A 21,094-nucleotide genomic window follows, 5' to 3' on the forward strand; every position below is an offset into this window, starting at 1 on the left:
TTATGAAAATCAATTGGAAAGTACGTATAAATAATCCTCAATTTTGGATTACCGTAGGATTATCAATTATTACGCCCCTCTTCGCTTATTACGGGATTACAGGAGCCGATTTGACCACCTGGTCTAGTGTAAGGACCTTACTCGTCAATGCCGCTTCAAATCCATATGTAATCGCCTTAATGGCTGTAAGTACATATAATGCCGTTTTAGATCCCACTACCGCTAACCTAAGTGATTCATCACGGGCTTTAAGATATAAAAAACCGAAACGAGATGATCTATAATGCTAGATTTTATTTGTCCGGTTAAAAATGCAAGGTTAACGAGTAAATTTGGATGGAGAAATATCGGATATGGCAATGAGTGGCATCAAGGTGTCGATCTTGCTTCAACAGGAAAAGTTCCCATTTTTGCTAGTGCTGCTGGGGTAATTAGTCGCGCCCAGGTGTTAAGTAGCTATGGGAAAGTAGTAATGATTAAACATATCGTTAATGGTAAAGCCTATGAAACGAATTATGCACATTTAGACTCTTATTGTGTTCGTGTTGGTCAAACTGTGAAGCAAGGCCAACAAATTGGCATTATGGGGAACAGCGGTAGAGCATTCGGTATCCATCTACATTTTGAAATACATAACGGAAAATGGGCAATTGGTCAGCCAAATGCAATTGATCCTATGACATATATTTCTCTAGCAAACGAAGCTAATACTATTATTAATAACAAAGGAGAGCTGACGATGTCACAATATACAGAGTTACTTACTAAAATTAACGAACTGGAGGAAGCTTTAAAGACGAAACAGGCTATTATTCCAACTCGGAAACCCGCTAAAATACATCATTCTGCTTGGGAATGGTTAAAAAATAAAGGTATAACAGATGGCTCTAATCCTCAAAATTTCTTAACGCGCGAGCAATTTGCCACAATGCTTAAAAGATATAATGATTCATTCAGTAAAAATTAATTTTTTCATACCTTATACATAAAATTCTCTTCCATATAACATAAATTCATTCCCATCTAATAGAACCATGTTACAATAGAATGGATTCTGGCAACTAAGGAGATATAGCATGAAGCTCTCAACGATCTTAAATTTCTTTATTCTAGTATTTTTCACATTATTATTTGTAAATGATTTCTTCCCTGACACAACGATTGCATCGATCTTGACTAAAAAGATAATTCTTCTCATATTAGTCGTGCTAGTGATCATACAGCTAGCCTTAGATAAAGGTCAATATAAAAAGATGTCTAAGAAGGCCTATGTTGGTTTGACTCTGTATACAGTTGGATTATGGATTGTACTAACATTGCTTGGTGGTCAGTCACAAATTGGTTTATCGTTTACTAGCCCACTGTTCTATATCATTATTGTATTGCTTGGGCTGGATTTATTACGTATTTCGCGCCAATCTAAACGCGATCAGCCTGAGAAAAAATAAAGAGTGCGCTCATTGGCCTACTCTTTATTATCTGTCTATACTATAAAAAGCATGTCACCGACTGAAATTTCAATCGGTAGACATGCTTTTTTAAGATTCTAGTACATTTAAAATCTCATCCAATTCATGAACGGCTAAATCTAGGCGTTCCTTTGCCTCGATATTTTGTTGTTTTAAATGATTAAACTCTAATAAATTGTTTTCATGTTTTAATTTGATAGAAGATAAGCGTTCAATGCGGGTTTCTACCTTTTCTATTGCTTGCTCACAGACTGTTGTCCAGAGCTTCTCTGAATGTTGCATTTCTGTAGTTGATGGGTTGTGCTGACGCATAATGCGTGTGTAAATAACTTCTATTTGTTCGATTAATTCTGAATAAAAATGGCGCTCTACACGAGTAGTTTGGAATGTTGGATGCTCTACCTCTTTTGCATATGGTGTAATTTGACGTAGGAGCTTTCCAGCATTTTCTCCAAAGGCATGCGATAAATTTAAAACATTCATTAGTTGCAGCAATAAACGGATTTCTTCTAGATTAATCAGCTGTGAATCAATGCTTTCCTTTAATTTTAAGGATTCCATATAGCGACGATCAAAATGCTCTATTTCGCCGTTGCGTTGCTCTACTAAATGTTCACTTGCATTGTCTTTTAAGCTTTTAATATAACGAATTGCATGGTTTTTTAGCTCTTCCGGTGACAGCAAGTTGTCATTATCTTGTTGTGGTTTTTCTCGTTGAACATAAGCAAATGCATCCATTTTTTTGGGCCATTTTGCTGCTGAAGTTTCTTTTGAGACATTATAGCGTATATAAATTCCGTGCATTCCATATCCTCCAAGTCCATATACAAGTATCTCTAAAGACAATAAATCGAATACGGTATTTTTTCAAGTAAAAAACTTATAATCAATGAAAATTCCTCTTTTATAAGAATAAATCAAAATTCCTGAATAGTCGATACTATTCAGGAATTTTACTAACTATTACCTTCTAAAAATTTTATCCTTTAACCAGTTTAGTACGTGGACGATTTGAAATATACTCCACCAGTAAAATAAGAACAACAAGCCCTAATAAGATGGCCCCTACCTCTGACCATTTGTACGAATTCATAGCGAAAATTATATGTTAGATTAAGAGTTTTGTCGTATATCTTGAATACTTTTACCTTCTGTAAATGCATGAATGGAGGCAATGGATCCAACCGATTTAAAGTTAGACCTATCATAGACTTTAGCAACTTGATCGTTAATTGGCCATATCCAAAGCTGCTCAAGCTTCTGATTCACTGACTGCTGCTGGATATGCTGCAACATATAGCCGATTAAACCACGACCTCGATGGCTTTCAATGGTTGCTACACTCTCAATCCTTCCTTGATTTCCTGACACAAATATACTAGCAGAGCAGCATGGCACCCCATCAAGTTTTAATAAATAGTACGTAAAGCTTGGCGAATAATACGCTTGCTCAAAGGCCATTTTAATTAATTCAGGATCTCCAAAAGCAGAAATGCTCATTTCCACTGCCAAGGCTTCGTTCATATTTGCATCTGTTACCCGTTCAATTTGGATCGTTGGAAGTGGTGAGAGTTGACGAAACTCACCATTCCAGCACTGAATTTCATTGACGAACTGCTCATATTGAAAGCCATGCATCTCTAAAGCCTCTATACACGCTTGATTATCCTCAAGATTATATAAATACAGCCGTGGGATAAGCGACTGAGATTGATAGAACGTTTTTATATCTTCTAAAAACTGAGCAGGTTTTTCGATCTTTCGCCAAACATGTGCATGATTAGCATCATAATAAGTCGGGATTGCTTTATTATAGAATAAAACGCCTTCTTTACATGGCTCCATTTCACTAAAACTCTTTACATAATCTATATCAAGCTGCATAATGCGTTCTAAATTAAGCATGTTCCGTTCCCTCTTCCATCCATTTTTCATATAATTCCTCTATTTGCTGTTTGAGCTTTTGCCGTTGCTCTTTAGCAAGTGAAGGTTCCTCTAGTTTTGCCTCTAGTTTTTCAATTTGTTGCTCAAGCGATAGCTCTTTTTTGACAGATTGTATTTTAGGCGCCACTTCATTTTCAACTACTATTTTCTTCGAGAGTTCCTCAAGTTTTTGTCTAGCCCACTCATAGTCTCCTTCAAAAACATGAATAGTTTGATCCTTCAGCCATGCTGTTTTAGTAAATATTTTTTGTAAGAAGTAGCGGTCATGAGACACACCAATAATGGTTCCCTCAAAGGTTTCTAACGTATCCTCCAATACCTCTCTTGCTTCAATATCTAAATGGTTCGTGGGTTCATCCAAAATGAGCACATTAATATCCTCATGCATTAATTGAGCTAACCGAAGGCGCATTTTTTCTCCACCGCTTAAATTCTTCACTTTTTTAAAGACATCATAGCCATAGAACAAAAATCGCGCGAGAATATGGCGTGCTTCGGCCTCAGATACCGCTACATTTTCACGAAACGCATCAATTAATCGGATAGCTGGATTTTTATGTTCCAGTTGCTGTGATAGATAACCAATTTTCACATTACTACCTACATGGCAAACACCGCGATTAGGAACGATTTCCCCTAACATCATTTTTAATAACGTTGATTTACCACTACCGTTGTTCCCAACAATCGCTAGTCTTTCTCCAAAGTAGACAGCTAGGTTACTGTCTATCAATAAAGGCTTCTCATAGCCGTGGTAAATGTCTTGTAATTGCACTACCTCTTTGCCACTGCGTTCAGCCATCGTTAAAGCGAGATTCATTTTCTTTTTTGATATAGGCTTCTTCACCCGTTCGATACGTGCTAATGCTTTTTCCATACTTTTCGCACGTCTATGCATAGAAGCGTTTGGTGGATTTGCTTCATTAGCCCATTGTTTTAATCGTTTAATCGTTTCTTGCATTTTCTTAATTTTCTTCTGCTGCTCTTCATAATCAGCAAATTGCTGTTCAATCTTTGCCTCTTTTTGCGCTATAAAAGCATCGTAATTACCTGTATACGTAAAGGCCTCTCCATCTTCAATTTCAATGACTTTATGTGCAATCTGATTCATAAAATGACGGTCATGAGAGACGACAATGACAATTCCCTCAAAGCTGCGTACGTAATTTTCAAGCCATTCGATTGCCTGCATATCAAGATGGTTCGTTGGTTCATCTAACAATAAAATAGCTGGCTGGCTTAATAAAATTTGCCCGAGCATTACTTTCGTCTTCTCTCCACCACTTAAACTACTAAATGGCTGTGCCAACATTTCCATAATGCCTAGCCCATTTGCAATCATCGCTAATTGGGCCTCCACCTCATAGCCCCCCTGTAGCATGAACTGCTCCTGTACTTGCCCATATTGCCATAAAATTTTATCCGTTACGTTTGACTGCATCTCTTGCTCAAGTATCGTCATTCTAGCCCTTAATGCATAAATATCAGCAAATGCCTCTTCTAGCACTTTCTTTACTGAATGACCTGGATAATTTGGTATTTGATGTAAATAACCGACTGTGGCATCTTTACTTTTTATGATACGTCCCCGATCGGGAAAATCTACACCCGATAGAAGCTGCAATAAAGTAGTCTTACCACTACCATTTACCCCAACTATAGCAACATGCTCCCCACTATTTACCTCCAGTTGTAAATTCTCAAATAATATATTGCCACCCATAATTTTTTGTATTTGCTCAGCTTTCATTTGCATCGTTTTTTCCTCCAATGAAACGCGCGAAAACATCTTGACAACACAAAAAAGACTGCTCATTAACAAGCAGTCTTTTTCTCATTAAAATGTGTGAAAAAGAATGGTTAATTCGCTACGTTAGTTATTTGATTTTGCTTAAAAATGGACAGACCTATCCCGTTGTTCGCAAAATCGAAAGTAATGACACGTGCAAAATACATAGCTGTATCCACTTTTATACATGTGTCCGTAGCGTTTTTATTCATTCTTTTTCACCTCCGTTCAATATAGTTAAACATATAATACCATTTTTCAGATTATTTGAAAAGGGGATAAATGAACAATCATTTTATTTTATAAATATACAAACTGGCACACTAGTTATATACTAATAAAAAATAGAAATTTTTTCCCAAATTATATCAATATTTAGGTGATTGGTAATAGGGTTTTTCACGGAGAATGTGGAGGGACAATTCATGAAAAAGCTAAGTATTCAAAAGAAAATGAGCTTATTAATTGTGGTTATTATTGGATTTGTACTCATTGCTATAGGTCTTATGAACACAGCCGAAATGAAAAAAACATTACGAGATGAGTACAATACAAGGCTCCATCAAATTTTAGATTTAAGTATACTTAACCTCGACCAAACATTACCTGGTGAATGGCAATTAAAAAATGGCGAGCTTTACAAAGGCAATGTAAACGTAGCCAATGAAACGGGACTTATTGATACTTTAGGAGAATTATCACAGGCTGCCATTACAATTTTCGCTGGGGAAACGAGAATTAATACAAATATTGTTGTAGATGGACAACGTGCTATTGGAACAACGGTCGACCCAAAAGTAGCTGACACTGTTTTACAGCAAGGGAAAACGTACACTGGTACTGCCGAAGTGCTAGGCAACCCCTATTTTACAAAATACGAGCCCATTAAAAATAATAACGGCGAAACGATTGGCATGTTCTTTGCTGGGGTACCTTCCGCTGATATTGATGTAGTCGCACAAAAGATGTTAGTAAAGACTGGGATTATCGCTGTCATCTCAGCCCTTATTGCAGTCATTGCAGGAATGCTCTTTATTCGTGGCATTGTTAGACCTTTAAAGCAATTAAACATCCAGTTAGAAACGATCTCTGCTGGTAAAGGTGATTTGACACAGCAGCTACTAGTACAATCAAAGGATGAAATCGGCCATGTGGCAGAGTCGTTTAATGCCATGCTGGCAACTTTACGTAGTATGATACAACAAGTAGATGCAACAGCCAATCAAGTGTCTGCATCCTCACTGGAATTATCTGCAACGGCAGGTTCTACCACGACAACAACGGAGCAATTAACAGCCAATATGCAGGAGCTTGCAAGTGGTGCAAGTACTCAAAAGCATAGTGCTCATGAGAATGCCGAAGCGATGGAAGATATTGCAGGTGGAATTCAACTAGTTACAGAAACTAATAGTGAGGTATCTTCCTATGCGTCGGAAGCCTTCGATACAGCTAAGCATGGTGAGGATGCCGCACATAATATGCAGCTTCAAATGCATGCTATGACCAATGCCGTTCAGGAAAGTGCAGAAGCCATTGCAGCACTTGATACACATGCCAATAAAATAGATGAGATTGTGGAGGTCATTCATGCCATCGCTGATCAAACGAATTTATTAGCCCTCAATGCATCGATCGAGGCGGCTCGTGCAGGCGAACATGGCAAGGGCTTCGCAGTGGTTGCAGAAGAGGTTCGGAAGCTTGCCGAACAATCCAAAACCTCCGCAGCAGAAATTACAGAGACGATTCATACGATGCAACAACTGTCTAAGGAAGCACGGGTGTATATGCAGCAAAGTAAGCAAGAGGCCACTACAAGCGCAGAGGTAGTCTACACAACTAGTCAGGCTTTTGCAGACATTACTACAAAGGTGTCTCTTGTAACAATCAAAATTCAAGAGGTGTCAGGCATTGCCGAAGAGCTGTATGCAAGAATTGAACAGGCGAATGCTTCAACACAAATTATGGCTGAAATTGCTATGGATGCTCGCGAACAATCAAAAATCGTCACACAAATTGCTGAAACAAATCTTCTATCAATGGATGATATTAATCAGGCAGCGTCACAGCTAACAGCGAATGCCGAAACATTGCAAGATTTAATCCATCAATTTAAATATTAAAACGACCAGCAAAAAAACATGAGGGATTAGTTTATCACTATCCCTCATGTTTTCACTTTTTTTACAAACATTTTGACGACAGGCACAAGGAAAATTGAAATCACTAGGATTCGGAAGAGTTGAAAAGCTGTGACGATTGTCACATTGGCATGTACAGAAGCCGCAATAATCCCCATTTGATCAAGTCCCCCAGGCACAATACTTAAAAAGCCTGTCCTAAAGTCGAGACTGTATAAACTTTTCATTAAAAATGTTAAGACATACGCTGCCCCTATATAAATGCCAGCTGATACAAATGCATAAAAAATATGCCTCTTTGATAAATGTAGATCTTCTTTTTTCAACAATAACCCGATATGGATTCCAACCATCAATTGAGCAATATGTAGAAGAGATACGGGGATTCTAGGCACTTCTATCCCCACCATATTGATTCCCATCAATAAAAATACGGGGCCAAGCATATAACCTGTTGGAATTTTAAGCTTTTGAGCAATCCACCCTGCTAAGCCACAAACGATTAGTATACCGACAAGGCCCCATGTATACATTCCGTTGTTCATAGTGCTGTTTCCACCAACATCTGTCAACATTAGCGGGACAAAGCCGACGATTAAAAGAACACGGAGGATTTGAAAGAACGTAATGACCACCATATCCATATCGCCTTGCTCCTCAGCAAAAGCCACAACCTGTGCCATGCCACCAGGTACACAGCATGTCAATGCCGTTGCAAAATCCAAATCTGTACGTTTGGCTACTAAATAACTGACACCAAAAAATAACAATATAAAAATCACATTTATAACGACAATACTCCCTAAAAAAAGCTTAATATCCTGCACCGCTTCTGGAGTAAAGGCAAAGCCGATAGAATACCCTGCTACGATTAAACCAAAATTACGGAAGGAAGAATGCCATCTCAATTGTACATTGGTCGACAATTGCACGATAAGTACCGCTGTAATAGCGCCTAGCAACCAAGGCATTGGTATATGAAGTAGTTGAAAAACGACAGCACCTATGAGGCCAATGCATAATGTAATCAATATATGCCTACCAAAAACAAACATACTAGCAACCCCTTACAACTAGATAACTATATTATGACGTTTCTTAACCTTTTTTTCTATTGAAGCGACTTTTGTATGGTTTGCTATCGTTCAAAAATAACCTCTTATCGATAAAATTGAACCTCTTATCCAATAATTTACCTTTGCTAAAATTTTCTATGCTACATTATTATTACCTGATTCAGCGTTTTCCCTTTGATGGGGAAAATAAAGGAGGCCTCCTATGAAAATTCATTTAACTATTCACCATGAACTTGAAGAAACAGAGGTTCATATACATGCGAAAGAATACAACGAACAAATTGAAAGACTCATGCAGCAATTACAAGCATCCCAAACTACTATGCTAGATGGGTACTTTCAACAAGAAATTCATCTACTAAAAATTACTGATATTTATTCCATCTATGCAGAGGATGCCAAAGTATTTTTACAAACGAATGAGCAAGAGTTTGAGTCTAAACGAAAATTATATGAACTAGAGGCACAGCTTTCAAAGGACTTTGTACGAGTAAGTAAATCTACACTTGTCAATATCCATAAAATCTCCTCTATTCAAATGGGCAAAATCGGTACAACACAATTACTGCTTGAAAATGATGTAACCATTCATGTTAGTCGTAAATATATAAAAGAATTGAAGCGACACTTAGGTATTGGGAGGGATCTATAGCATGAAATATGTAAGCATGATGATTATCGGACTACTCATATCCCTTAGCTCTTCTTATGTCTTAGTGACATTTAGCGTCCTATCAAATAATGCGATGGTGTCAGGCACAGAATTACTGGAGCAAACTGTAATTGCAGCCATACTTGGCATTGCCATCGGACTTATATCTGGTATTTTTGAGATTGAATCAATTCCTTTTATGGCGCAGCTACTCTTGCATTTAATCGCTGTGACAATCTGTGTTTTAATTGCTGGCTATTTTGGTGGTTGGTTTATGCATTCTGGTGTGAAATATGTGCTGCTTTCTGAAGCCGTTATTTACATCATCGTTTGGTGTATTCTTTATATCCTTCAATTAAAAGATATTGAAAAAATAAATCGAGAAATCCGAAAGAGAAAGGAATAATCTAGATGACCTTCGCGGTAAAAGTTGAGAATTTATGTAAACAATATGGTGACCACCATGCGGTTAACGACATTTCATTCACAGTTGAACGAGGTACCCTCTTTGCTTTTTTAGGAGCAAACGGTGCTGGCAAATCGACAACAATTGAAATCCTTTGTACTTTATTAAAAAAATCCAGCGGCAATGTCACTATTAATAACTTTACACTAGATGTCAGCAATCATAACGCAGATATCCGTAAATCCATTGGTGTTGTGTTCCAACAAAGCTTATTAGATGATCGTTTAACTGTGCAGGAAAACATTCTACACAGAGGCAGAACATATGGATTAGCAAAAACACAGCTTGCTGAAAACTATCAATTTGTTTCCTCCTATTTGCATTTAGAGGATATTGAAAAGCAAAAATATGGAACATTATCAGGCGGTCAAAAAAGACGAGCAGACATTGCACGTGCACTTATTCATCGGCCAACTATATTATTTCTAGATGAACCTACAACTGGCTTAGATCCACAAACACGACAATTAGTTTGGCAGGCCATCAAGCAGCTCCAACTCGAAACGAATATGACTGTGTTTTTAACAACCCATTATATGGAGGAAGCGGCAGTCGCCTATCAGGTACTTGTTTTAAAGGCAGGAAAAATTGTCGCACAAGGTACGCCTGATGCGTTGAAAACAAAGTATGCCTATGACTCTATGGCCGTTGTTTTCAATAATCCAATAGACGGTGTTAAATGGCTGGAAGAACACGCCATTTCCTATACCGAGAAACAGGAGATCTATACAATCCGTTTGGAGTCCACCCTACAAGCTCTCTCCCTTTTAAAGAAAGCGGAGCCACTCATCGCCTCCTTTGAAGTGATTAAAGGAACGATGGACGATGTCTTTCTTCATATTATGGCAGAGGGGGATGTTGCATAATGGAAGCCTTAATGAGCTTAGTACAACGAAATAGCAAAGTATTTAGGCGAGATAAAACACAAGTGTTCTTCTCTCTACTATCGGTGATTATAGTCATTGTGCTTTACGCCGTATTCCTCCAAAAAATGCAAGTAGATGCAATTGAACGAATCACGGAAGCCACACCTGAAGTGATTACCATGGTGAACGAATGGGTTGTAGCAGGGTTACTATCGATGATTGCCGTTTCAACAACACTTGGTGCATATGGTATTGCCATAAAGGATCAGGAATCAAAGGCAATGGCCGATTTTTTAACTGCCCCTCTTTCCCGCGCCACAATACAAATGAGCTATGTACTCAATGCATTAATAATTGGCAGTATTTTTTCCTTTATCGCATTAATTGGCTGTGAAATTTTTATAGTAGCAACAGGCGGTAAGCTTTTAAGCCTTACACATTTTGTTCAAGTACTTGGCATTATCTTATTATCTGTCTTGCTCGCAAGTGTCTTGAATCTATTTCTTTCCTTGTTTGTGTCGACACAAAATGCCTTCTCTACATTAGGAACTATTGTCGGTACACTACTCGGATTTTTATGCGGTGTTTATGTCCCACTTGGTGCTCTACCAAGCTTTGCACAAAATTTAATTATGTATTTTCCAGTTAGTCATACTACATTACTCTTACGAAACACATTTATGGAAAGCTCCATTACCAATGTCTTTGAAGGTACACCGGTCTCCTATGTGAATGACTATAAAATTAATTATGGTATTGTCTATGAGCTTCATGGTAATACCCTTAGTGCCTCAACGAGCATCCTCATTATCGTTGGTACAATACTCATCCTAGCGATTGCCTCCCTCCTTTTGTTTAAAAGAAAATATAAATAAATAGTTGCCAACGTTTTTACACATCGTTTAGAAAACGATGTGTTTTTTATTGCTTTATAACAAACAATTTGTTATTTTAATAATAAATAAGCAAACAAATATAAAAAAACGTTTGCTTTTAACGGAGGATTCCTAATGGATGTAAATGAACTATTTTGGCAAGCGCCTATCGATAATCTAAAAAAGGGTTATATCGACGATGAGACACATTTCACTTGTCTACTATGTGGAGAAGAAATAGAAAAAGGAATTATTTTCCCGTACGATGGCTTACTGTATGAAGCCGAAAAAATGATGCAGCACCATATTACGATTACACACCAGTCTGTATTTCATTACTTAAATGGACTCAATAAAAAAATGACCGGCTTAACTGAGCATCAAAGTCATATTTTACGCTTATTTTATGAAGGTAAATCAGATCAGGATATAAAAAAAGAATTAGAAATTGGCAGTGCCACGACTATTCGTCATCACCGTTTTGCTTTAAAGGAAAAAGAACGCCAAGCCAAGACGTTATTAGTAATGATGGAATTACTGAAGGAACAAGATCGAAAGGAGGATACGTTTGTGTCTATTCATAAAACAGCTACAATGGTTGACGATCGCTATAATGTCACTCTCTCAGAAGAACAACAAGTATTAGCGAAATTATTTCCACATGGTGTTGGTAAGGAGCTAGTTCGTTTTCCTAAGCGTGAAAAACAAAAAATTATAGTACTTCGTGCCATCTCAATGCTTTTTGACAAAGAAAAACAATATACGGAAAAAGAATTGAATGAAATCATCAAGCCCATGTATGAAGACTATGTTCATATACGCCGCTACTTAATTGAATACGGTTTTCTGGACCGCCAAGCTGACGGCAGTGCTTACTGGGTTAAAAAATAACAAGGCAGGTAATTAAAATGGATCATAAAAAAGAGCTAAAAGAAATGTATAAGGACATGAAAATTGAAGCGGGCGTTTTTACAATGACGAATACACAAACAAATAAAGTATTTGTCGGTAGCTTTAATAATTTGAAACGTTTAAATGGTTTTCAGTTTATGCTCAAAACGAATACACATACGAACAAGGAGCTTCAAGCGGACTACAATTCATTTGGTCAAGATGCTTTCGAGGTGAAAATCGTTGAGTATTTAAAGAAGAAGGAAGAGGGTTATTTCGATGCCAAAAAAGAGCTTGAAAAGCTAGAGCAAAAATGGCTCGACACGCTAAATCCTTATGGTGAGCGAGGCTATAATTGATCATACATGAGCGCATTTACCAATAATAAAGGTAGATGCGCTATCCCTTACTCATATGAGTCTTGTTATTGTTTTGCTTCCAATAGGTAAATTTCCTGCTGTGCTTTTTTCGTTAATTTATTGAAAACAAGTTCATACGAATGCTTAATAAGATTCTCTACCAAATCCATCGGGACATCTTCAGCATCTATATAAATAGAGTTCCAATGCGTTTTATTCATATAGTAGCCAGGTATAATGCTGGCATAGGCTTCTCGTAATTCCTCTGCTCGCGCAGGCTCACATTTTAACGTTAGCACTGGTCGACCTGTGGCATTTCCTCCAATCATGGCATACATCTTCCCACCTATATGATAGCGATCTGCTTGCCATTCCTCCTTATAGTCATACGTTGTTCCTTGCAGCTGAAGACAATTTGCATGAATCGTTTCTTTTTCCATTCTCATTCCCCTTCCAACATCTACCAGTTACCCCTAAAATAAAAAAACACACGTTCGATTATAGTAAGTATAATCGAAAACATGTGTTGAGAATAGCATTATTTACTTGTACCACGATCAAACATCCCCATCACCTCGGTTGTTTGCAAAATATTCACAAACGACTTAGGATCGGTTTCTTTAATCGTACTTTTCACATCAGCCAGTTGATAGCGTGTAATAACCGTAATTAATACTTGACGGCCTTCGCCAGAATAGGCTCCTTTCGCATCGATAATCGTTACCCCACGATGAAGCTTTTCTAATAACTGCTGTTTGACCTCTTCGCCTTTATTCGTAATAATCATAAGGGTTAATTTAATATGACTTGTATGAATCGTGTCCACTACTTTTCCGGTTGCATAAATGGAAACAAGCGTTAATAGCGCTGCATCCCAACTAAAGACAAAGCCCGAAGCTGCCACTACGATACCATTCATAGCAGCAATCAAAGTACCAAGCGGAAAATCACGTTTACGGCTTAATAGCATGGCAATAATATCGAAGCCCCCAGAGGAGCCTGCTGCTCGGAAAATCAAGCCCATGGCAACACCTACGATGACTCCACCAAATAAGGAAGCAAGAATGGGCTCTTGTGTCGCCTTGTAAATCGGGATAATATATAAACTCACTGATAAAACAGCCACCGATAAAATCGTATAGCTAATAAAACGTTTCCCGAGCTTCATCACCCCTAAAATAAGCAAGGGCAAGTTCAGTAGTAGGTTTAACACCCCGGTATTCAGCGGAGTAATAATCCCAAGCATAATGGCAATACCGCTTAATCCCCCACTTAAAATTTCATGAGGAATTAACAAAAAATTATAAGCAAAGGCCACTAAAATGGAAGAAAGTGTAATAATAATCACATTACGCATGATGATGTCCCCTATAAACGACCAAATTTTGATACATCTTTACCATAGACTACCCAACTTACTTACTGAGAAAACCTAATTACTTATTTTTCTTCTGTTGTTCCTTTAAAGGACCCTCTTGTTTGTATTCGCCCTTATCAGCAACGTTATTAATACGCTCTAGCATTGGAGGATGCGTATAACGGAACCATTTCACCAAAAGCGGTGGGTTGACCTCGCTTAAGCCCGAAATCGTTAGCTTTTGAAATGCCGTTACAGCCGCCTCGCGATCATTCATCAAGTCAATCGCATATTGATCTGCCCTTGATTCCTGGTATCTGGATACGTAATTAGAAACGGGATTGGAAGCAAATAATAATATGGAGGTAATTAGTAAAAATAATGGGTAGGAGCTAATATTACTAATTTTATTAATTTTGAATACCTGTCCATATCGTGTAACGAAGCGTCGCATAATTTTAGCTGTTAGCCATAAACCAGCTAAAGAGAGTAAGAGATAGCCTGCAATGCCAAAATAAATATGCTTTTCAACATAATGACCCATTTCATGCGCCATAATAAACAAAATTTCATTATCCGTCAGTCTGTTTAATGTAGTATCCCAAAGAACAATTCTTGAATTGCTACCGATCCCTGTTACGTAAGCATTTAGGGCATTCGTCTTCTCAGCCATATTCACCTCGTAAACATGCTCTGCCGGGATATGTGCCTGGGTAGCAAGTGATAATATTTTAGTTTCCAGCTCTTTATTTTTTAACGGATAAAAGTCATTGTACAAAGGGTCAATCACAACTGGCTGAATAAACATCACAAACATTGTGAACGGGATGGTTAATAGCCATGCATAGAGCCACCATCTTTTCTCACTCTTTTTAATGAGCCAATAAAGCACTGTCACTATGATCAAGGTCATTCCAAAGTTCACCCAAAAATCAATGACACCATCCTTCATCCAAGATCCAAATGCTTGTGTGCTAATACCATAGCTTTTACTGAGATAATAACGATAATAGTCCATTGGGAATAATACGACATATACTAATAATGACAATAAAAATAAGTAGCCTGCATTTTGCAAAAGCTTCCACTTTGTTTGGGATGTGCTCACTTTTTCTAAATAACGTGAAACACCCAACAATAATATCATGAAGTAAACAAGCCATTCTAAAGGAGTAGCTACAAAGAATAAAAAGTTCCGTATTTTTGAATATTCACCACTTAAAAAAAGTTCCTTACCAGACATAAACATTACTGGATCAGCAACAGTTCCCTGTAAAGCACTTGGTATTTTGCCTCCTCCACTATGGAATATATACCAGTACATACAAAGCACGTAAACACCGAAAAATAATAGCGCAACAATGCCCATTTTTTTAGCTATGTCAATTCCCCCTCATATTACCCAAAGTTCGTCCTATAGTAAGTGTAAGCGAAATTATTAAAGTTAGAACAAATACGGACCTACTTTTTATCAACTGTTTTTTTACAAGAAAAAATTCGCTCCATTTCTAGCAATGAGGACAGTCTATCCTTCTCATTGTTTCAACATGTCGCGAATTTATGAAAATGCTTGTTATTTATCCATTACAAATGTTGTTTTCCCACGTTGATCCTCACTTAAATAGCCTGCGGATAATAATTGGTCATACCATTGCTGTTCGATAACAGCAGCTAGAGCGCTATCATCCACTTTTGTAGAAAGCTCGACCATTATATCTCCTTTATACGCCCAAACCTCAATATCAGCGTCATGTCCTAAAAAGTTTCCTTTATAGGTAGTAGCTTTGGCAGGACCGTAGACAACAGCTTGAGATAATACATTTTTATACCAGGCTTCAGCATCCCAATTTAAAATTTTCTTAGGTGAATAATCAAGGATAAGTTTTTTAGCAGCAGGTGTATCTACGGAATCGTAAGAAACATTTGAAGTCGTTTTCAAGGATTCTTTACGACTAATCGTAAATGTACGCTGGTCGCCCTTTATATCTAATTCAAATTTATAATTGGATTCTGAGCCCGTAAAGCCATGATCTGTTGCCTCAGCAATCGCTTCGTTCAACGGTGTATGAAGAAAACGCTTTTTATAGGTAATATCCATCTTATTACTGCCCTTGTATACACGTAAGCGATGAATATAATCATTTTGGAGAAACATTTTATCAGAAGTATCATAGAAGTAAATTTTTACATCGTCTTTTTTTGTTGCTTGAAAAACATTTGCTATATTTGATTCTGTAAAAATGTCTGATTTGATATTAAACTTAATTTCATGCCCTGGTTCTAATGCTGCTTTTGCCTCTGTTGGATGGATATACATCATACTAATAATTGTCAAACATATGAAGGACATATAAAATGCCCATTTCTTTAATTTAGCCATTATTTACTTCCTCCTTTTGTATGGTTGTTTCTAAATTTGTATATGGACTGTGAAAATAAATAGTTTGTCGTGCATGGATACTTTGCGATAGCGAAATTGTATCCTGATAGTCGGGATGGGTTTTATAGAAAAATTCCTTAGAAGGTTGCGTTAAAACATGCTGACTGAATGACGGACGCGAATACCCTGTATGAATGAATATGGCCGTCGGATGCTCCTTTGCTAGTTCTTCAAGTCGAGCTTCATCCTGTTCCCTAATAAAATAGAGTGTATGACCATTGCCAGAGCATTGCGTGTGACAGACTTGTAACGTCATTCTGTGCGGCCAAATATTTTCAGGTTCTTCTTCATACTGTTTAAACAGGGACTGTAATTTTGTATCTATACAAATGGCTCGTGAAGTTCGCTGAGCAAGATAGGTAACAATATCGACGGTTTTCCCTGAAAAGGATGATGGAAAAATAAAAGCGTTGCTTGGATGTTCATTTACATAAGTTTCTAGCTTGCGTAATACCTCATGATTATCAATATTTTTTTCAATATGGCCACTATCGATGAATGCTACATCATAAATCGTCCCATCTTCTACTGGTAAGGTGGCCTTGAGTAAATAGGAATCAGGAACATAATCACCTGAGAAAAAAATTACCTTTTCAAAAAGGCGAATTTTATACCATACACTTCCAATTAAATGGCCACTATATCCCCATTGAAAGGCCAAATAATCATTCACCCTTATCCATGTTCCTTTTGAATCTGGATGGAAAGTGCAGATATGCGAAATAGGTTGTTGAAGCTGCTGAGAAGTTTTATGACTCATTAGAACCGGTCCTTTGTAGCCCATTTCTTCAAGTAGCGGTAGTGCACCCACATGGTCAATATGGGAATGAGAAATAAAAACTGCCTTTAGTTTTTCTACATGATTAAGTGTTATAGCTGGTGGGTTTTTTTGTGAATTTTTCATCACCCCGCAATCCAGTAAAATCGCCTTCCCTTGATTTTCGATATAAAAGCAATTGCGCCCATACTCCCCCACCCCGCCTAAAATTTCAATCTTAAACATGGGTTTGTCCTCCACGTTTTTGCAACCAATCGAGTAGAAACATAAAAATCACCGTGATGAAGACGGTAATGACGGCAACAGCCATCCCAACACCTACATTTCCTTGCTCAAATTGACTATAAATAAACGTTGCGCCTGTCTCAACAGAAGGTGGCAAAATTAAGAGACCGGCCACTAGTTCTCGCATCGAAATAATAAAGGTCATCATCATACCCGTAAGTATGCCCTGCATTAATAACGGGAGAATGATTCGGCGATAAATATCCCAATTGCTACGACCAAAAATAGCCGCTGATTGAAATATGGAAGCATCTAACTGAGAAAACGAAGATTTAATATACTGTACAGAATAGGGTAAGAAAAGAACACAGTATGTCACCACAACCATGGTTTTTGTGTTATAGATGGTTGCGGGAAGCCATGGAGCATTCCAAAACATAATCAATCCTACGACAAAGACAATACCAGGAATGATATTAGGCATTAAGCTAAAGAAGTCTAATACTTGCTGTTTCTTTGTCTCCCCTTTCTTAATATAGAGTGCCATAAGCAAGCCAATAATTGCTGTGATCACGGCCGTCATGATGGAAAAAACAATACTATTTAAAAATGCTGTTAATCCTGCACTGCCAACTGTGAATAGCTCCTGATAGGAGGCAAAGCTAAAATTCCCTGCTTGTAAACCATCTCCTCTCACCTTTTGCAAAGAGGTGATGATAATCGAAAAATAAGGGATGCCAATAGATAATAAAAGGATCAACCCGACAAAGGCCCATGATATGACTTTTATATACCATTTATCTGTGACCTCACGTTTTCCAGGACTTTTCCCTGAAAGCACGCCATAAGTATATTTGCGTCCCATTAAATTTTGGAAATACCAAATGACTAAACAAACCGAGAGTAAAAATAAAGACAGAGAGGTCGCCATCCTAATATCGACCGGCCATCTGGATAAATATGAATGAATTTCTGTTGTAAATACTTGAAAACCAATACGACTACCAAATGTAGCTGGTGTTCCAAATTCTGCAAGCGTTTTGATAAAAATCAGTAAACTTCCTAAAACATAGCTAGATAGAATAAGTGGTAAAACGATTTTGACCCAATTTCTCCACGGATTCCGTCCGAAAATCAATGCTGCATCTAAAAAGGAACCGTTCATTCGTAGTAATGTATTTCTTAACATTAAATACAAAAACGGAAATAGGTGTAAGCTCATAATCATAACCATTCCAAATAAGGAAAAGAATGAATCCGTTAACCAAGCAGCGCTCGGAACTAATTGTTGAAGAAAACCATTATGCTGCATAAACAATATCCAACCCATAGAACCAATATAAGGGGGTGTCATAAATGGAATGGTTAAAACAATATCGAGCCATTCATGTTTATATAAGCTTGTTTTCGTTCGTATAAATGCCATAGGAAAGGCAATTAACGTTGTACCTAACATAACGAAAATCCCTAAGCCTATTGAATTCCCAAGTGTCTGCCATAATCGTTCATGTGCAAACATTCGGCTAAACTGTGAAAAATCAAAATGCCCCTCTTTTGTAAACGTATAGAACAAAATCGCCATTAAAGGAGCGATAGCAAATACGACGACAATTGTCATTAAAAATCCAAACGTTCGTCTTCCTTCCATGATCATGACTACTTCAACCCTTCTATTTGAAAACTCAACGGAGAACTATGTACCTCCCTATCGGTTAACGAAATAAATCGATAAACTTTGTTAATACATCAAGTTGCTTGGCTTCAGCACCTGCCCACTCAACTTGTAGTTGAGGAATTTCATCTAATGCCGCACGATTTTTTACCGCAATCTCCTTATTTCCTGGTAATAAGTAAGCATCTGCTACAAGCTTTTGTCCTTCATCTGACAATAAAAAGTCAACATATGCCTTTGCAGCTTCAACATGTTTCGCATCCTTCAAAATACCAACAGCACGAGGACTAACGACCGTACCACTTTTCGGATAGACGATTTCCACTGGTTCACCATCTGCTTTTGCTTTGTAAGCCATATAATCAACGCCTGCTATTGTTGCATTTTTCTCACCTGTAATGACTGCATCTAACGCTTCCTTATTTGCGCCATTGACTTGTAATCCATTGTTCTTCCACGTATCCACTGTTGCCCATGCCGTTTTCTCTGCTTCCGTATACCCAAATAAGAAATCGACAGCTGAACCTGATAAACTTGGATCCGGTATATTAATTTTGTTTTGCCACTCAGCTTTTGCTAAATCTGCCCAATCTGTCGGTGCCTGCTTTGTATTTTTCGTATTATAGGCAATACCTAAGGCCGAGGCACTGTAGCCGAAATAATACCCTTCTCCGTCTGACCAAGTAGGATTGATGTTCTCTTTATTTTCGGCATCTTTATAGCTTTGTAGCTGGTCAGTTACCTTGAGACCATCCATAGAAGCTACAGAGGCTAGTACAACAATATCGGCTACAGGATTATTTTTTTCCGCTTCTAAACGAGAAAGAATTTTGCCTGTAGTACCTTGAAACATCTCAACCTTAATACCTGTTTTTTCTTCAAAAGCTTGCTGAATATTTGCGGCTAAGCCATCAGGGCCCGCAGAATATACGGTTAATACTTGCTCCTCTTGCGTCTTTGCACTTGCCTGTTGCTGCTCCTCCACCTGTTTGTTCCCACAGCCAGCTAATGCCAATGTTAGTAGAATCCCCGCAGTTGCCCATAATTTAAAACGTCGCTTTTTCAATGTATACCCTCCATTTGATAGATCTGATTTTCATCAATAAATACTTGTAGTCGTTTTCCATGTTCTAGTGGCTGATTCTCATAAAAGCTCCATGCTTTTCCTTCCACTTGAGCCTGTACTAGGTAACGATCTCCAACAAACGTACTTTTCACAATCTTCGCTTGCTTAACAATCGTGCCTGGACGTTGTATTCGAGAAACACCTTCAGGGCGCACAATAGATTGTCCATTGTGTAACCAATTTACTTTTCCAATAAAATCGGCTACATAAGGTGTTGCTGGTGCACGATAAATCTCTTCAGGGGAGCCGATTTGTGCAATTCTTCCCTCTTCCATAATGATAATTTGATCTGACATGGTCATCGCTTCTGTTTGATCGTGAGTAACAAAAATGGCTTGGCAATCAAGCTCATGGATAAGTTGCATAATTTCATCCTGCATTTGCTCTCGAAGCACTGCATCTAGGGCAGATAATGGCTCATCAAATAAAATCAATTGAGGGTTTGTAGCTAAAGCCCTTGCCAGTGCCACGCGTTGCTGCTGACCGCCTGATAACTCTCCTGGCTTCCGTTTCTCAAACCCTTGCATTTTTACTAAGTGCATCACATGCTCTACACGTGCTGGAATGTCTGACTTTGGAATAATCCCCTTTAAACCAAAGGCGATATTTTGAAAGATGGTCATATGAGGCCATAGGGCAAAATCTTGAAAAACCATGGCGATATTGCGTTTATTCGGTTTGACATTTTTACGAGATTCGGAAGAATAAATGACAGTGTCATCAAATCGAATTTCCCCTTTCGTTGGCTGTTCAAGACCTGCCAACAATTTTAATAAAGTTGTTTTACCACAGCCTGATTGTCCGAGAATCGTAATGAATTGCTGATCTAACTCCACATTGATGGGCCATAATGCTTGAGATTGTCCATATTTTTTCTCGATATTAGCTAATGAGATTTTCATAAGTATCCTCCTCGTTACTACCTACTATAAATTCCACATATTTAGAAAATATTAATCTACTATTAATAA

At 37.8% G+C, this 21,094-nt stretch carries 23 protein-coding genes; 10 read left to right on the forward strand and 13 right to left on the reverse strand.

The features are described from left to right. Nucleotides 1-2: 2 nt before the first annotated feature. From PI85_RS03455 to PI85_RS03465, 3 genes are all read left to right on the forward strand, one after another. Nucleotides 3-284, forward strand: a complete 282-nt coding sequence (locus PI85_RS03455) for a phage holin (RefSeq protein ID WP_036124485.1) — start codon at nucleotides 3-5, stop codon at nucleotides 282-284. Next, nucleotides 284-967 (forward strand): M23 family metallopeptidase, encoded by a 684-nt coding sequence (locus PI85_RS03460; RefSeq protein WP_036124483.1) that lies wholly within the window; start codon nucleotides 284-286, stop codon nucleotides 965-967. The genes PI85_RS03455 and PI85_RS03460 overlap by 1 nt, the downstream gene beginning before the upstream one ends. Nucleotides 968-1,076: 109 nt before the next feature. After that, nucleotides 1,077-1,448 carry a hypothetical protein gene (locus tag PI85_RS03465; protein WP_008174304.1) on the forward strand — a complete coding sequence of 124 codons (372 nt, stop codon included), beginning with the start codon at nucleotides 1,077-1,079 and terminating at the stop codon, nucleotides 1,446-1,448. 90 nt (nucleotides 1,449-1,538) lie between these two features. On the opposite strand, the gene PI85_RS03470 is transcribed toward PI85_RS03465, so the two are convergent. The 4 genes from PI85_RS03470 to PI85_RS24585 all read right to left on the reverse strand — a co-directional run bounded on the left by PI85_RS03470 (nucleotide 1,539) and on the right by PI85_RS24585 (nucleotide 5,414). Continuing rightward, nucleotides 1,539-2,273, reverse strand: a complete 735-nt coding sequence (locus PI85_RS03470; protein ID WP_036124482.1) for a hypothetical protein — start codon at nucleotides 2,271-2,273, stop codon at nucleotides 1,539-1,541. Between the two features lie 309 nt (nucleotides 2,274-2,582). After that, nucleotides 2,583-3,374, reverse strand: coding sequence for a GNAT family N-acetyltransferase (locus tag PI85_RS03475; protein ID WP_036124481.1), 792 nt, complete (start codon nucleotides 3,372-3,374; stop codon nucleotides 2,583-2,585). Continuing rightward, on the reverse strand, nucleotides 3,367-5,169 hold the full coding sequence (gene abc-f / locus PI85_RS03480; RefSeq protein WP_036124479.1) for a ribosomal protection-like ABC-F family protein: 1,803 nt from the start codon (nucleotides 5,167-5,169) through the stop codon (nucleotides 3,367-3,369). Before abc-f ends, PI85_RS03475 begins: the two co-directional genes overlap by 8 nt. Before the next feature lie 104 nt (nucleotides 5,170-5,273). Then, nucleotides 5,274-5,414, reverse strand: a complete 141-nt coding sequence (locus PI85_RS24585) for an RAxF-45 family protein (RefSeq protein ID WP_008174324.1) — start codon at nucleotides 5,412-5,414, stop codon at nucleotides 5,274-5,276. 213 nt (nucleotides 5,415-5,627) lie between these two features. On the opposite strand from PI85_RS24585, the gene PI85_RS03485 reads away from it, so the two are divergent. After that, nucleotides 5,628-7,322 carry a methyl-accepting chemotaxis protein gene (locus tag PI85_RS03485; RefSeq protein WP_042737474.1) on the forward strand — a complete coding sequence of 565 codons (1,695 nt, stop codon included), beginning with the start codon at nucleotides 5,628-5,630 and terminating at the stop codon, nucleotides 7,320-7,322. Between the two features lie 44 nt (nucleotides 7,323-7,366). On the opposite strand, the gene PI85_RS03490 is transcribed toward PI85_RS03485, so the two are convergent. After that, nucleotides 7,367-8,395: an AbrB family transcriptional regulator gene (locus PI85_RS03490; RefSeq protein WP_036124476.1), complete on the reverse strand. Its 1,029-nt coding sequence runs from the start codon at nucleotides 8,393-8,395 to the stop codon at nucleotides 7,367-7,369. A gap of 223 nt (nucleotides 8,396-8,618) precedes the next feature. On the opposite strand from PI85_RS03490, the gene PI85_RS03495 reads away from it, so the two are divergent. The 6 genes from PI85_RS03495 (at nucleotide 8,619) to PI85_RS03520 (ending at nucleotide 12,525) form a co-directional block, all read left to right on the forward strand. Then, nucleotides 8,619-9,068, forward strand: a complete 450-nt coding sequence (locus PI85_RS03495) for a LytTR family DNA-binding domain-containing protein (RefSeq protein WP_031417941.1) — start codon at nucleotides 8,619-8,621, stop codon at nucleotides 9,066-9,068. Nucleotide 9,069: 1 nt separating this feature from the next. Beyond that, entirely contained in the window at nucleotides 9,070-9,474 is a 405-nt protein-coding gene (locus PI85_RS03500; protein ID WP_036124474.1) for a DUF3021 domain-containing protein, read from the forward strand. Nucleotides 9,475-9,479: 5 nt separating this feature from the next. Then, entirely contained in the window at nucleotides 9,480-10,400 is a 921-nt protein-coding gene (locus PI85_RS03505; RefSeq protein ID WP_036124473.1) for an ABC transporter ATP-binding protein, read from the forward strand. Further along, nucleotides 10,400-11,275: an ABC transporter permease gene (locus PI85_RS03510; protein ID WP_036124471.1), complete on the forward strand. Its 876-nt coding sequence runs from the start codon at nucleotides 10,400-10,402 to the stop codon at nucleotides 11,273-11,275. The genes PI85_RS03505 and PI85_RS03510 overlap by 1 nt, the downstream gene beginning before the upstream one ends. A 135-nt stretch (nucleotides 11,276-11,410) precedes the next feature. Continuing rightward, nucleotides 11,411-12,166, forward strand: coding sequence for a DUF2087 domain-containing protein (locus tag PI85_RS03515; protein ID WP_036124470.1), 756 nt, complete (start codon nucleotides 11,411-11,413; stop codon nucleotides 12,164-12,166). Between the two features lie 17 nt (nucleotides 12,167-12,183). After that, complete coding sequence (locus PI85_RS03520; protein WP_036124469.1) at nucleotides 12,184-12,525, forward strand: GIY-YIG nuclease family protein; 342 nt, start codon at nucleotides 12,184-12,186, stop codon at nucleotides 12,523-12,525. Between the two features lie 65 nt (nucleotides 12,526-12,590). Here PI85_RS03520 and PI85_RS03525 read toward each other — a convergent pair whose 3' ends face one another. From PI85_RS03525 to PI85_RS03560, 8 genes are all read right to left on the reverse strand, one after another. After that, nucleotides 12,591-12,965 (reverse strand): MmcQ/YjbR family DNA-binding protein, encoded by a 375-nt coding sequence (locus PI85_RS03525; protein WP_036124466.1) that lies wholly within the window; start codon nucleotides 12,963-12,965, stop codon nucleotides 12,591-12,593. 98 nt (nucleotides 12,966-13,063) lie between these two features. Next, entirely contained in the window at nucleotides 13,064-13,882 is an 819-nt protein-coding gene (locus tag PI85_RS03530; protein WP_008174345.1) for a YitT family protein, read from the reverse strand. Between the two features lie 79 nt (nucleotides 13,883-13,961). Next, nucleotides 13,962-15,263 (reverse strand): M48 family metallopeptidase, encoded by a 1,302-nt coding sequence (locus PI85_RS03535; RefSeq protein ID WP_036124464.1) that lies wholly within the window; start codon nucleotides 15,261-15,263, stop codon nucleotides 13,962-13,964. Between the two features lie 192 nt (nucleotides 15,264-15,455). Continuing rightward, nucleotides 15,456-16,262, reverse strand: a complete 807-nt coding sequence (locus tag PI85_RS03540) for a hypothetical protein (protein WP_036124462.1) — start codon at nucleotides 16,260-16,262, stop codon at nucleotides 15,456-15,458. Continuing rightward, nucleotides 16,255-17,325, reverse strand: coding sequence for an MBL fold metallo-hydrolase (locus PI85_RS03545; RefSeq protein ID WP_036124460.1), 1,071 nt, complete (start codon nucleotides 17,323-17,325; stop codon nucleotides 16,255-16,257). Before PI85_RS03545 ends, PI85_RS03540 begins: the two co-directional genes overlap by 8 nt. After that, nucleotides 17,318-18,979, reverse strand: coding sequence for an iron ABC transporter permease (locus PI85_RS03550; RefSeq protein ID WP_036124459.1), 1,662 nt, complete (start codon nucleotides 18,977-18,979; stop codon nucleotides 17,318-17,320). Before PI85_RS03550 ends, PI85_RS03545 begins: the two co-directional genes overlap by 8 nt. A gap of 58 nt (nucleotides 18,980-19,037) precedes the next feature. Beyond that, on the reverse strand, nucleotides 19,038-20,063 hold the full coding sequence (locus PI85_RS03555; RefSeq protein ID WP_036124458.1) for an ABC transporter substrate-binding protein: 1,026 nt from the start codon (nucleotides 20,061-20,063) through the stop codon (nucleotides 19,038-19,040). Continuing rightward, nucleotides 20,060-21,025: an ABC transporter ATP-binding protein gene (locus PI85_RS03560; RefSeq protein ID WP_036124457.1), complete on the reverse strand. Its 966-nt coding sequence runs from the start codon at nucleotides 21,023-21,025 to the stop codon at nucleotides 20,060-20,062. The genes PI85_RS03555 and PI85_RS03560 overlap by 4 nt, the downstream gene beginning before the upstream one ends. Nucleotides 21,026-21,094 lie beyond the last annotated feature (69 nt).

Source organism: Lysinibacillus sp. A1 (genome assembly GCF_000801965.1).
Lineage (GTDB): Bacteria > Bacillota > Bacilli > Bacillales_A > Planococcaceae > Lysinibacillus > Lysinibacillus fusiformis.